Raw genomic sequence first — 13158 nt, 5'->3', positions numbered from 1 at the left:
TGAAAAGTATAAAAGAGGTTGTAGAAAAAATAACATAGTTTCTGGATGAAGTAAGTAGGAGAGACTTTGAAATTTTCAAAGCGCCGAAGGGGTAAGTTAACAAAGTCCTTGTTAATGATCTTTCAGGCAAAGGGACTACTTATGGACACAGCTCTTAAATTTGAGAGTGTAGGCGATACATTCTCTTTTTTTATACACATCTTTATTAAATATAGGGGGGTGGAGAAAGTAGTTATTGAACCTAAAGTTATCACAAACAACAAGATAACATATGAAAATCTTAAAGTTCACTTTGATGTTGAGTTCATAGATGGTTCTCTTTCAGATGTAATGATTAAAGCTCGAGATTACATACATAAGGGGCATAAACTTTTAACACATCCTCTTATGGGAAGTATTAAACCAAATGAAACTCCCTACAAATCAGTTGCTATATCCTTAAAGCCGGAGGTGTCAGTAGACTTTAATTCTGTAATGCTTATTGAAAACAGTATAGAAACATCTAATAAGCTTATTAGAAATAAAGCGCCTAGACAGTGGCCTCAAAGTGTTTTGGAGGATTTTAGTATTATAGATTATGATTTAATTAAAAATGCACTTATTTAATTACGAAAGTTAAGCTAACAACACATCACGTAGTATCTCCCAATTACTATATGTGAATCTAAAATGACACACATGACAAATTTCTTATTACACATTTTACACTTTAGACAGAATATTATGACTTGAAGATTCAGAAAAATAAAAAAAGTTAATAAACTTCTACTTGTATATAATTTTAGGAGGTGAAGGCTTTGCGCCTTGAATTAGGAAATGTATTCATTAAGGATGTTCAGTTCTCTTCAGAAACTAAGATTGAAAATGGTATTCTTTATGTAGATAAGGAAGAGCTTTTAAATGAGGTATCTGGAGATGAAAGATTATTATCAGTTGATGTGGACATTGTTCACCCAGGTGATGAGGTAAGAATAATACCAGTAAAGGATGTTATTGAGCCAAGAGTAAAGGTTGAAGGTAATGGGGGAGTATTCCCAGGATTCATTTCAGGAGTTGATACAGTAGGATCAGGTAAAACTAATGTTCTTAAGGGAGCTGCTGTTGTTACAACTGGAAAAATAGTTGGATTCCAGGAAGGAATAATAGATATGTCAGGAGAGGGAGCTAAGTATACTCCGTTTTCAAAGACTCACAATATCGTTATGATTTGTGAACCAGCTAGTGGAATTGATCAACACCAACATGAAGAAGCTGTTAGAATGGTAGGGTTTAAGGTTGCTACTTATCTAGGAAAAGCTGCTAAGGAAGTTGCTCCAGATGAAGTTAAAACTTTTGAAACACTTCCTCTTCAAGAGCAAGTTAAGGCTTATCCAGATCTACCAAAGGTTGTATATGTGTACATGCTTCAATCACAAGGACTTCTTCATGACACATATGTATATGGAGTTGATGCTAAGAAGATAATCCCTACATTCATTTATCCAACAGAAATGTTTGATGGTTCTATAGTAAGTGGTAACTGTGTATCAGCATGTGATAAGAATCCAAGTTATGTTCACATGAATCATCCAATAATCACTGATCTTTATGAAAGACATGGTAAGGACTTTAACTTCCTTGGATGTGTTATTACAAATGAAAACGTGTACCTAGCTGACAAGGAAAGATCATCAAGCTACACAGCAAAACTTGTTGAGTTCCTAGGAGCAGACGCAGCTGTAATTTCAGAAGAAGGTTTTGGAAATCCAGACGCTGACCTTGTAATGAACTGTAACAAGATTTCAGAAAAAGGAATAAAGACTGTTCTTTTAACTGATGAGTATGCTGGAAGAGATGGTGCTTCACAATCACTTGCAGATTCAACTCCAAAGGGAGATGCAGTAGTTACAGGTGGTAATGCTAATGAAATAGTTATCCTTCCTTCAATGAAAAAGGTTATCGGACACCCTGAGGCTGTTGATGCACTATCAGGTGGGTTTGCAGGTTCTCTAAGAGAAGATGGATCTATAGAAGCAGAAATCCAAGTTATAACTGGAGCTACTAGTGAAGTTGGATTTGGATATTTAACAGCAAAAACTTTCTAAGTTTTCAATAGAATAAATTTAATCAAAATATTTATAAATTATTAGGAGGTATTTCTTATGATACTTAGTGGAAAAAAAGTCATAGCAATAGGAGATAGAGATGGTATTCCAGGACCAGCAATAGAAGAATGTGTAAAATCAGCAGGAGGAGAAATTCTTTTTTCTACAACAGAATGTTTCGTCTGAACTGCTGCAGGAGCTATGGATCTGGAGATCCAACAAAGAGTTAAAGATGCAGCTGAATCAGTAGGCAAAGATAATCTAGTAGTTATACTAGGTGGTGCAGAAGCTGATTCATCAGTACTTTCAGCAGAAACAGTAACAACAGGAGACCCAACATATGCAGGACCACTTGCTGGAGTTGAACTAGGACTTACAGTTTATCATGTTGTTGAAGATGAAGTTAAGGCTGAATTTGATGAAGCTGTTTATGATGAACAATGTGGAATGATGGAAATGGTTCTTGACGTTGATGGAATTAAAGAACAAATGAGAGGCGTTAGAGGTTAGAGAACGAGCGTAAATTAATTTTAAATTAATCCACCGAATAAGGAGGGGTCAAGTTAGATGATTCGTGTAGTACACTATATAAACCAATTCTTCGCTAATATTGGGGGGGAAGAAATGGCTCATGTTGCACCTGAAGTTAGAGAAGGTGTAGTAGGACCAGGTATGGCTTTAACTAAAGCATTTAATGGGGAAGCAGAAATTGTTGCAACAGTAATCTGTGGAGACTCATATTTTGCTGAAAATCAAGAACAAGCTGAAAAAGATATTCTTGAAATGATTAAAGCACAAAACCCAGATGTTTTAATTGCAGGACCAGCATTTAATGCAGGTAGATATGGGACAGCCTGTGGAGCTATAGCTAAAAAGGTTCAAGATGAGCTTAACATACCAGTAGTAACAGGTATGTATGTTGAAAATCCAGGTGCTGATATGTTTAAAAAAGATATTTATATAATATCAACTAAGAACAGTGCAGCAGGAATGAGAGAAGCAGCTCCTAAAATGGCAGCTTTAGCTCTTAAATTAGCTAAAGGTGAAGCTGTAGCTTCACCAGATGAAGAAGGATATCTTGAAAGAGGTATTAGAGTTAACTACTTTGCTAGCGAAAGAGGATCAAAAAGAGCAGTTGACATGCTTGTTAAAAAGCTTAAAGGTGAAGAATTTGTAACAGAATTTGAAATGCCTAACTTCGATAGAGTAGATCCTGCAACACCAGTAGCTGATATAACAAAGGCAAGAATTGCTATTGTTACTTCAGGCGGTATTGTACCAAAGGGTAACCCAGATAGAATCGAGGCTTCAAATGCTCAAAAATATGGTCAATATAGTATAGCAGGAATGAAGGATCTTACTTCTGCCGATAGTGAAACAGCTCACGGTGGATATGACCCAACATATGCTAATCAAGATGCAGATAGGGTTATACCAGTAGATATTCTAAGAGAAATGGAAGCGAATGGGCAAATTGGAAGTCTTCATGAGTACTATTATACAACTACTGGTAATGGTACAGCTGTTAAGAGTTCAAAGGCTTTTGGAGCAGAAATTGCAAAGAAGCTACTAGAAGACAATGTAACAGCAGTTATACTAACTTCTACATGAGGTACTTGTACACGTTGCGGTGCAACAATGCTTAAAGAAATTGAGAGAGTTGGTCTCCCAATAGTTCATATGTGTACAATAGTACCTATATCTAAAACTGTAGGGGCAAACAGAATAGTTCCAACAATAGCTATTCCTCACCCACTTGGAAATCCAAACCTTTCAGCAGCAGATGAAAAGGCACTAAGAAGAAAGCTTACAGAAGTTGCTTTAAAGGCGCTTGAAACTCCAGTAACAGAACAAACAGTTTTTGAAGTTAAGTAAAAGATAACTTGATTTAAGTGGAGGTGGATGTCCACCTCCATTTTTAATATTATCTACTATTTTTGGAGGTGTAATTATGAATCCTGTAATTAAGGGAGCTAGCTATGTACTGGTAAATGCTCCAGACATGATTATCCATAACGGAACAACTCAAACTCTAGAGAGAGAAACTCATCCTGATTCAGAGTACTTAAAGGAACTACCTAAGCATATTAGAGAATTTAAGGATGTTGTTGAATATCCTGCATCTCAAACATATATAGGAAACTATAGTCCAGAGGAACTTGGAAAGCTTCCAAAGCCTTGGTTTGAAAAGAACATAGAAGGAGCATCAAGATTCGGAAAGTTTGGAGAAGTAATGCCACAAGACGAATTCTATGGACTTATGAAGGTATCCGACGCTTTTGATTTAGTTCTTATTGAGAAAGCTGTAATGTCTGATATTAAAGCTAAGTTTGAAGCTCATCCATTACTAAAAGATTTAGTATCAAAGCTTGGGGAAGGTTTTGATATTGAGGCAATTGAAAAGGCTGTAAATGAAACACATGCTGAAGCTTTATATATAGACGGAAAACTAATTGGATGTGTAAAAAGAGCACATGAATTTGATAAGAATCTAACTTCTCATATTATATGTGAAAACCTTGTTGTTAAGGCTTCAGGTATACTTGCTGCACTTAACCTATTTGCTAAAAATCCAGAAATTAAAAAAGAAGATATAGATTATATTATTGAGTGTTCAGAGGAAGCGTGTGGTGATATGAACCAAAGAGGTGGAGGAAACTTTGCTAAGGCTATTGGTGAAATAGTAGGAACTATGAATGCTACAGGAAGTGACGTTAGAGGATTCTGTGCAGCACCAACACATGCTATGATATATGCATCAGCACTTGTAGCATCTGGTATGTTTAAAAATGTAATGGTAGTAGCAGGTGGAGCATCAGCGAAACTTGGTATGAACGGTAAAGATCATGTTAAAAAGGGAATGCCAGTTCTTGAAGAAGTAATAGGTGGATTTGCTGTATTAGTTTCAGAAAATGATGGCATAAATCCAATAATTAGAACTGATGCTATAGGAAGACATACTATATCTGCAGGTGCTTCACCTCAGGCTGTTATGGAAGCAATAGTTGAGGCGCCTTTAACTGCAGCAGGACTTTCATTTAATGATATAGATGTATATGGACCGGAAATGCAAAATCCAGAGATGACTGAACCAGCAGGGGCTGGAGATGTTCCTACAGCTAACTACAAAATGATAGGTGCACTTGCAGTTAAGAAAGGACAACTTGAAAAAGCACAACTTAAAGACTTCTTTACAACTAAGGGTTGGGTAGGATTTGCTCCAACTCAAGGACATATTCCATCAGGGGCTCCTGTTATGGGATTTGGTAGAGAAAGAATTCTTAGTGGAGACATTAATAGATTCATGGTAATTGGAAAGGGAAGTTTATTCCTTGGTAGAATGACTAGGCTATTCGACGGTGTATCATTTATAGTAGAAAAGAACCCAGGAACAGTTAAGGCTGAAGCTTCTATTTCAAGAGAAGAAGTAAAGAGCATGGTTGGAGAAGCTATGAAAGATTTCGCTTCATACCTACTACAAAAGTAAGGAGTGGTACCATGTCAAAGGATAATGTAAAAAAACTAATTGGTGACGTTTTTAATGAAATTGCAGATGCTATTCAAAGCGGAAGTTTTGCACCTAAGGTAAAGGTTGGATTAACTACTTTAGGAAGTGAACATGGATTAGATGAAGTAATTAAGGCTGCAGAAATGGCAACAAATAAGTATAATGACTTTGAAGTTGTACTCATAGGGCCAAAATCTAACACTTCACTTACTACCTATGAAGTGACTTCAGAAAAGGAAGCTCACGAGAAAATGGAAAGTCTTTTAGACTCAGAAGAAATAAAGGGATGTGTAACAATGCACTATAACTTCCCTATAGGTGTTTCAACTGTAGGAAGAGTTATAACTCCAGCTCTTGGCCACGAAATGATAATTGCAACTACAACAGGTACTTCATCTACTAATAGAGTAGAGGGTATGGTTAAAAACGCTATTTACGGAATCATAGCTGCAAAATCAGTAGGAATAAAAGATCCAAAGGTTGGTATTCTTAATGTTGATGGTGCAAGACAAGTTGAAAGAGCACTTACTGAGCTTAAGTCTAATGGCTATGATATTTCATTTACAGAGTCAATGAGATCAGATGGTGGAATTGTTATGAGAGGAAACGATCTATTAACAGGAACACCAGATGTTATGGTAACAGATTCATTAACAGGTAATATATTAATGAAGATGTTCAGTTCATTTACAACAGGTGGAAGCTATGAAGCATCAGGATATGGATATGGACCTGGAATTGGAGAAGGATATAATAGACTAGTTAATATTATATCTAGAGCTTCAGGTGCTCCAGTTATCTGTGAAGCCCTTAGATACTGCGCATCATGTGCTCAAAATAATATAATCGATATATCTAAGAATGAATTTGCATCTTTAAATAAAGCAGGATTTAAGGAATTATGCGAAAAGATTACTTCTTCAGATAAGAAAGCAGCAGCATCAGAAAATGAAGTTGTGGCACCAACAAAGAAGGTAGTAACAAATGACATCCCAGGGGTTGATATACTAGACCTTGAAGACTCTGTTAAAGAGCTTTGGAAAGCAGGTATATATGCTGAAAGTGGTATGGGATGTACTGGTCCTATAGTGCTAGTAGCAACTGAGGATAAGGATAAGGCTATAGAAATTCTTAAAGAAAAAGAATATATAGGATAATAAAAGGTGTCTCAAAATGATTTTTTAAGTCATTTTGGGACATTTCTTTTTTATTTATACATATAAAAATTTATAAAAAATAATACTCTACAAGTAAACCTTAGAAGTTTATCTTCTGAGGTTTATTTTTGTATAATCATATGTAAGTAATTAGAAAAAATGGTTTATGATGATAGAAACATCATTTCTTTGACGTATATGTTTAGTGAAGGGCTATTCAAAGGAGGCGGTAAAGTGAATATTGACTCAAATAACTTTATTAATGAGTTGAAAAGAAAAAACGAAAAGGCTTTAAATTATCTATATGAAAAATACCTTGGCCTAGCCTATAAAATTGCCTTTGATAATTTAAGGGATATAGGCACTAAGGAAGATGTTGAGGAATGTGTAAGCGATATATTTGTTGGGGTTTGGAACAACATAGATAAGTATAGTGAAGAGATCACATCCTTTAAAACATGGTTTTCAGCAGTCAGCAGGTATAAGGCTATTGATTATAAGAGAAAACTTAAATCAAAGGATGTTAATGTAGAACTTGACGAAAATGAACTAGTTGAAGAGTTAACTATAGAGGATAAGATAGTAATTGCAGAGGATGTGGATTCACTAAGGAAAATTATAGATTCGATGGGTGATGTTGATAGGCAGATTTTTATCAAAAGATATATCTTAAACGAGAAAATAGAAGATATATCAAAGGCACTAGGCATTGCTAGAAGTGTAATTGATAATCGATTGTCTAGGGGTCGAAGGGAAATAAAAAATAAATGGTTAGAAATCACAGGGAGGCAGTGCTATGAAGAAAAATAGTAAAAATGATGGATACATATACCACGCTTTAAACTATTATCAAATAGAAGAAGACACAGACATTGATAATGTGGATAAGATAGATGAAATTACATCAAAGAGAATAAAAAAGCTATTAGATAATAAAATAAAAAGAAATAAGCCAAAGTATAGAGGGTTTAAAGCTATAGGACTTGGTCTTTTTATAGCTATAAATGTCATTTTATTATCTAGTGGAGGGGTTAAGGTATACGCTAATATTGGAAAGAGTATAGTGGCTTCGTTTGCAAAGCTAATAGGAGATGTAGGAGAGTATGATAAATACACGAGTATGGTTAATGCATCTGTAACTGATAAGGGAATAAAATTTGTAATAAATGAAGTAATATCAGATGGCAATCACTTAGTTGTATCATATTCAATAATATCAGATGCTAGTTTAAAGGATAAGTTAAAGGATATTAGTGAAATAGGTTCTTGGCCTAGTATAAATGGAAAGCAGTTTTCAGGACTTACTAGAGAAGGAAAGATGATAAGTGAAAATAGGTATGATGGATGTGATTGGGTAAAGGATTCAGAAGGTATTATACCTAAGGGGGATTTTTACTTGGATATTCAGATGAAGGATATAGGAAAGTTAAAGGGTAATTGGGATATTAGTGTTAAGGTAAATAGCGATAAAATAAAGGAGAAAGTTAAAGAGTATAAAGTTAATAAAAATATAAAAACAGTTAAAAATCAGAATATCACTATTAAAAAGATTATTACATCACCACTATCTGTAGGTGTTAAGTGTACAAGTAGTTATGGGAGGGATTCTTATACATTATTTGATGATAAGGGAAATCAGCTTGACTTTAAAGGTGTTCACACCTCGGATGGGAATATTACTATGGACTACTCAGGTTTACTCTCAGAGGACACTAAGAGTCTTACTTTTGTACCTTTTAAGATTAAAGAGGATTATGAGCCTAGGTTTGAAATATATAGTTTAGACAAACTTCCTATAAAGATAGACCAAGGGAAATATGGAAGCTTTACTGTCAAAAAGGCTGAATGGATTGAAAAAGATAAGCTTAAGATTAGTTATGAAGTAGATAGTAAGTATCCACTTACAGTGTCAGCGGCTCCTATTTTACTAGACCCTAATAATAAAGAGATGGATTCTGATAAGCTGACTAATTATCAGGTCTCTAGAGGTGATTTGAAAAACTTCGAGAAGGTTTTTAGTGGGTTAGATAGAAGCAAGATATATAAGCTTGGTGCTCATAAAATGTATGAATGGCACATAATGTATGAAGACAAGGCATTTACAATAAATCTTAAGAAGTAGATTTGAAGAATAGATGTTGAAAGTATTTTTAATGCTTTTAGCATCTATATTTTCGTGCAACGTTCCCTTGAATTTGCGTTTATTTTCCAATAAATTTATAATAGTTATTATGATTTAAATTTTAAGTATTATATTAATGTAGAATTTTATTGAGATACAATGCTATGGAAGTTACATATATGATAAAAACGGGGGAATAATTATGTTAGGGACATTTGTAAATGTTTTGGCTATTATTATTGGAGCGATAATAGGTTCAACATTAAAAAGAGGAATGAAGGAAAAATACCAGAATAATATAATGGTAGGTGCAGGTCTTGTTGCACTTTCTCTTGGAATCTCATGGGTAGCTAAAAGCATACCTCAGAGTAAGTATTCTGTGCTATTTGTAGCTAGTATGATTATAGGAGCCTATATAGGTGAGGTTATTGACCTAGACTCTAAGGTGAATAGCTATGGTGCTAGATTTAAGGAGTCTAATCTACTAGAGGGAATAACAACTACAGTATTATTATTTTGTGTAGGAACACTATCCATTCTAGGACCTATTGAAAGTGCACTTAAGGGAGATAATACCTTACTATTTACTAACGCCATACTAGATGGGTTTACATCTATAGTATTTGCTGCGAACTTTGGTATAGGAATAGTGATTACAGCGGGAATATTATTTCTTTGGCAGGGAGCCTTATTTATGTCTGCACAGTTTATATCACCAATTATAACACCTGATATGCTTAACGAGATATCCATTATAGGTGGAATACTTCTTATAACTACAGGACTAAATATCTTGAATATAAAGAAGATAAAGACACTTAATTTACTTCCTGCACTTTTAATACCTATAGTATTTTTCACTATTAAGGGAATACTTAATTAGGTAATTAAATCATTAATAGGATTATACTAAAATATATTATAAATGATTATAATTATTGAAAAATTTTCATCAAAATGATATATTGGTGTATAAGAAAAATATATAATTTACTTATAAAGGATATTACATTATTAATATATAATGTAGCACATATAGAATATTCTACATAGATGTATTATTTTGATACATTTAAGAAAAACTTTGATAATTAATAAAGATAAATGAAAGAAAAAGATAATTTAACATAACTTTGTTATACAACACTTCGTTAATTTGACAAATGTTATATACTTTACGATTATATTAGTATAGCATATTAATAAAATTGATATATATTAATGAACTTTTAGGAGGTATTATCATGAGTATTAAAGTTGCCATTAATGGATTTGGAAGAATAGGAAGAAACGCTTTCAAAATCGCTCAAAAGAATCTTAAAGAAGGTATAGAAATAGTTGCTATAAACGATCTAACAGACGTTAACACTATAGCACATCTACTAAAGTATGATTCATGTTTCGGGAAGTTCGATGGAACAGTTGAAGTTCAAGATGGAAATTTAATCGTAAACGGAAAAACTGTTAAGGTTCTAGCTGAAAGAGACCCTAAGAACCTTCCTTGGAAGGAACTTGGAGTAGACATCGTTATGGAATGTACTGGTCTATTCACTAAGAGAGAAAAAGCTGCCCTACATATTGAAGCAGGAGCTAAGAAGGTTATAATCTCAGCACCAGCTACTGATGAAGATGTTACTGTAGTTCTTGGAGTTAACGAAGGAGACTACGTAGCAGCTGAACATAACATAATCTCAAACGCATCATGTACAACTAACTGTTTAGCACCATTTGCTAAGGTTATAGACGAAAACTTTGGTGTAGTTAAGGGTCTTATGACAACTATCCATGCTTACACTAACGACCAAAACATCCTAGACCTTCCACACAAGGATCTAAGAAGAGCTAGAGCAGCAGCTGAATCAATAATACCAACTACAACAGGAGCTGCTAAGGCAGTAGGTAAGGTTCTTCCAAACCTAAAGGGTAAACTAAACGGATTTGCGCTTAGAGTACCAACTCCTACAGTTTCAGTTACTGATATAGTATTTGAAGTATCAAAGAGCACAAGTGCAGAAGAAGTTAATGCAGCACTTAAGGCAGCAGCTGAAGGCCCACTAAAGGGAATTCTTGGATTCTCAGAAGAGCCACTTGTATCAATCGATTATAGAGGTGACGAAAGATCTTCAATAATAGATGGACTTTCAACTATGGTTATGGAAGGAAACATGGTTAAGGTTGTTGCATGGTATGACAACGAATGGGGTTACTCATGCAGAATAGTTGACCTTGTTAACTATGTAGTAGATAGAATGTAATTATTGATCTTTATGTCCGGTTTTATAAGCTTAGGCTATAGGGCCGGACTTTAACTTCGTATAAGCTTGGAGGGATATTAATGAACAAGAAAACAGTTAAGGATATAGATGTATCAGGTAAGAAGGTTATAGTTAGATGTGACTTTAACGTACCTCAAGATAAGGATGGCAACATAACAGATGATAGAAGAATAGTATCAGCACTAGATACTATTAAATACCTTTTAGATAATAACGCAAAGGTTATACTTATGTCTCACCTTGGAAGACCAAAGGAAGGATATGATGCTAAGTTTAGCCTAAAGCCAGTAGCTGAAAGACTAAGCAGCCTACTTGGAAAGGAAGTTGTTCTTGCAGCAGATGAAGAAGTTGTAGGAGAAAACGCAATAAAGGCAACAAGTGAAATGAACAGTGGTGATGTTGTTTTACTTGAAAACGTTAGATTCGTTAAGACAGAAACTAAAAATGACCTTGAATTTGCAAAGAAGCTTGCAGACCTTGCAGATATATTTGTAAATGATGCATTTGGTACAGCTCACAGAGCACATTCATCAACTGAAGGTGTAGCTAAGTTTATACCAGCTGTAGCAGGATTCCTTATAGAAAAGGAACTTGAATTTATCGGTGGAGCACTTATGAGTCCAGAAAAGCCATTTGTAGCTATTCTAGGTGGTGCTAAGGTTTCAGATAAGATCGGTGTTATAAATAACCTACTTGAAAAAGTAGACAGACTAATCATAGGTGGAGGAATGGCTTATACATTCCTAAAGGCTATGGGAGTTAAAATCGGAAGTTCTCTAGTTGAAGAAGAAAAGGTAGACTATGCTAAGGAAATGCTTGAAAAGGCTGAAGCTAAGGGAGTTAAGGTATATCTTCCAGTTGATCACGTTGTAGCTACAGAATTTAAGGCAGATGCTGATAGCAAGGTTGTTGAAGGAGATATAGAAGATGGGTTTATGGGACTAGATATAGGACCTAAATCAATTTCAGAATTTGAAGGTGCTCTAAAGGATGCTAAAACAGTTATCTGGAATGGTCCTATGGGAGTATTCGAAATGGAAAAATTCGCAGCAGGTACTAAGGAAGTTGCTAAGGTTCTAGCTTCAATTAGCGGAACAACTATTATTGGTGGAGGAGACTCAGCAGCAGCGGTTGAACAACTTGGATTTGCTGATAAAATGTCTCACATCTCAACAGGTGGTGGAGCATCACTTGAATTCCTAGAAGGAAAAGTACTACCAGGAGTTGCAGCACTAGCTGACAAATAGGAGGAAGAAACTATGAGAAAGCCAATTATAGCAGGAAACTGGAAAATGCACAAAACACCAGCTGAAGCAGTAAGTTTAGTTAAAGAGCTTATGCCCCTTGTAAAAGATGCTTCATGTGAGGTTATAGTATGCCCAACATTTACTTCACTTTACCCAGTGCTTGAAGAAGTAAAGGGAAGTAATATTGCAGTTGGTGCACAAAACATGTACTTTGAAGAAAGTGGTGCATTTACTGGGGAAATTTCTCCACTTATGCTTAAGGAAATGGGAGTTAAGTACGTTATCCTTGGACATAGTGAAAGAAGAGAATACTTTAAGGAAGATGACAGCCTTATTAATAAGAAGGTTCAAGTATCATTTGATTATGATCTAATTCCTATACTATGTGTTGGAGAAACGCTAGAAGAAAAGGAAGCGGGAAATACTAAGTCAAAGATATCAGGACAAATCAAAGCTGGACTTAATGGACTAACATCAGAAAAGGTTGCATCAATGGTTATAGCATATGAACCAATTTGGGCTATAGGAACAGGAAAAACTGCAACTTCAGAGGATGCAAATGACGTAATTAAGTTTATAAGAGAAGAAGTTAAGTCTCTTTATGGAGAAGTAGCATCTGATGCTGTACGTATTCAATACGGTGGAAGTGTTAAGCCATCAACAATTAAAGAGCAAATGGCTCAAAGTGATATAGATGGTGCACTAGTTGGTGGTGCAGCACTTAAGGCGGAAGATTTCTCAGGTATTGTTAACTTCTAAGGAGG

12 protein-coding genes and 1 riboswitch are annotated in these 13158 nt (G+C 34.9%); all 12 genes read left to right on the top strand.

The window, feature by feature from the left end:
• The first annotated feature begins 45 nt into the window (after positions 1 to 45).
• Positions 46 to 148: riboswitch (glycine riboswitch) on the top strand.
• A gap of 71 nt (positions 149 to 219) precedes the next feature.
• Positions 220 to 606: a GrdX family protein gene (locus CLCY_RS11090; RefSeq protein ID WP_048571615.1), complete on the top strand. Its 387-nt coding sequence runs from the start codon at positions 220 to 222 to the stop codon at positions 604 to 606.
• 191 nt (positions 607 to 797) lie between these two features.
• Positions 798 to 2084, top strand: a complete 1287-nt coding sequence (locus CLCY_RS11085; protein ID WP_048571216.1) for a glycine/sarcosine/betaine reductase component B subunit — start codon at positions 798 to 800, stop codon at positions 2082 to 2084.
• A gap of 57 nt (positions 2085 to 2141) precedes the next feature.
• The gene (gene grdA / locus CLCY_RS11075) at positions 2142 to 2594 is read left to right on the top strand and encodes a glycine/sarcosine/betaine reductase complex selenoprotein A (RefSeq protein WP_082141801.1); all 453 of its coding nucleotides are present in this window, start codon (positions 2142 to 2144) and stop codon (positions 2592 to 2594) included.
• A gap of 57 nt (positions 2595 to 2651) precedes the next feature.
• Positions 2652 to 3959 carry a glycine reductase complex selenoprotein B gene (grdB, locus tag CLCY_RS11070; RefSeq protein ID WP_082141800.1) on the top strand — a complete coding sequence of 436 codons (1308 nt, stop codon included), beginning with the start codon at positions 2652 to 2654 and terminating at the stop codon, positions 3957 to 3959.
• A 76-nt stretch (positions 3960 to 4035) separates the two neighbouring features.
• Complete coding sequence (grdC, locus tag CLCY_RS11060; RefSeq protein WP_048571211.1) at positions 4036 to 5571, top strand: glycine/sarcosine/betaine reductase complex component C subunit beta; 1536 nt, start codon at positions 4036 to 4038, stop codon at positions 5569 to 5571.
• Between the two features lie 11 nt (positions 5572 to 5582).
• Positions 5583 to 6749, top strand: a complete 1167-nt coding sequence (gene grdD, locus CLCY_RS11055) for a glycine/sarcosine/betaine reductase complex component C subunit alpha (RefSeq protein WP_048571210.1) — start codon at positions 5583 to 5585, stop codon at positions 6747 to 6749.
• A gap of 234 nt (positions 6750 to 6983) precedes the next feature.
• Complete coding sequence (locus CLCY_RS11050) at positions 6984 to 7559, top strand: sigma-70 family RNA polymerase sigma factor (RefSeq protein ID WP_048571209.1); 576 nt, start codon at positions 6984 to 6986, stop codon at positions 7557 to 7559.
• Positions 7546 to 8871, top strand: coding sequence for a DUF4179 domain-containing protein (locus CLCY_RS11045; RefSeq protein WP_048571208.1), 1326 nt, complete (start codon positions 7546 to 7548; stop codon positions 8869 to 8871). Before CLCY_RS11050 ends, CLCY_RS11045 begins: the two co-directional genes overlap by 14 nt.
• A gap of 202 nt (positions 8872 to 9073) precedes the next feature.
• Positions 9074 to 9754, top strand: a complete 681-nt coding sequence (locus CLCY_RS11040) for a DUF554 domain-containing protein (RefSeq protein ID WP_048571207.1) — start codon at positions 9074 to 9076, stop codon at positions 9752 to 9754.
• A 361-nt stretch (positions 9755 to 10115) separates the two neighbouring features.
• Positions 10116 to 11126, top strand: a complete 1011-nt coding sequence (gene gap / locus CLCY_RS11035) for a type I glyceraldehyde-3-phosphate dehydrogenase (protein WP_048571206.1) — start codon at positions 10116 to 10118, stop codon at positions 11124 to 11126.
• A gap of 74 nt (positions 11127 to 11200) precedes the next feature.
• Positions 11201 to 12394: a phosphoglycerate kinase gene (locus tag CLCY_RS11030; protein ID WP_278336157.1), complete on the top strand. Its 1194-nt coding sequence runs from the start codon at positions 11201 to 11203 to the stop codon at positions 12392 to 12394.
• Positions 12395 to 12406: 12 nt separating this feature from the next.
• Positions 12407 to 13153: a triose-phosphate isomerase gene (gene tpiA, locus CLCY_RS11025; RefSeq protein WP_048571204.1), complete on the top strand. Its 747-nt coding sequence runs from the start codon at positions 12407 to 12409 to the stop codon at positions 13151 to 13153.
• The last annotated feature ends 5 nt before the right edge of the window (positions 13154 to 13158 follow it).

This window comes from Clostridium cylindrosporum DSM 605, assembly GCF_001047375.1.
Classification (GTDB): domain Bacteria; phylum Bacillota; class Clostridia; order Clostridiales; family Caloramatoraceae; genus Clostridium_AB; species Clostridium_AB cylindrosporum.
The sequence above is the reverse complement of the archived record's forward strand: the minus strand, read 5'-3'. Positions and strand labels throughout refer to the sequence as shown.

Excerpts from the sequence above, each read along its gene's own strand:
- grdC (WP_048571211.1), top strand. The coding sequence starts at position 4,036 with ATGAATCCTGTAATTAAGGGAGCTAGCTATGTACTGGTAAATGCTCCA.
- grdD (WP_048571210.1), top strand. The coding sequence starts at position 5,583 with ATGTCAAAGGATAATGTAAAAAAACTAATTGGTGACGTTTTTAATGAA.
- CLCY_RS11045 (WP_048571208.1), top strand. The coding sequence starts at position 7,546 with ATGAAGAAAAATAGTAAAAATGATGGATACATATACCACGCTTTAAAC.
- CLCY_RS11040 (WP_048571207.1), top strand. The coding sequence starts at position 9,074 with ATGTTAGGGACATTTGTAAATGTTTTGGCTATTATTATTGGAGCGATA.
- gap (WP_048571206.1), top strand. The coding sequence starts at position 10,116 with ATGAGTATTAAAGTTGCCATTAATGGATTTGGAAGAATAGGAAGAAAC.
- tpiA (WP_048571204.1), top strand. The coding sequence starts at position 12,407 with ATGAGAAAGCCAATTATAGCAGGAAACTGGAAAATGCACAAAACACCA.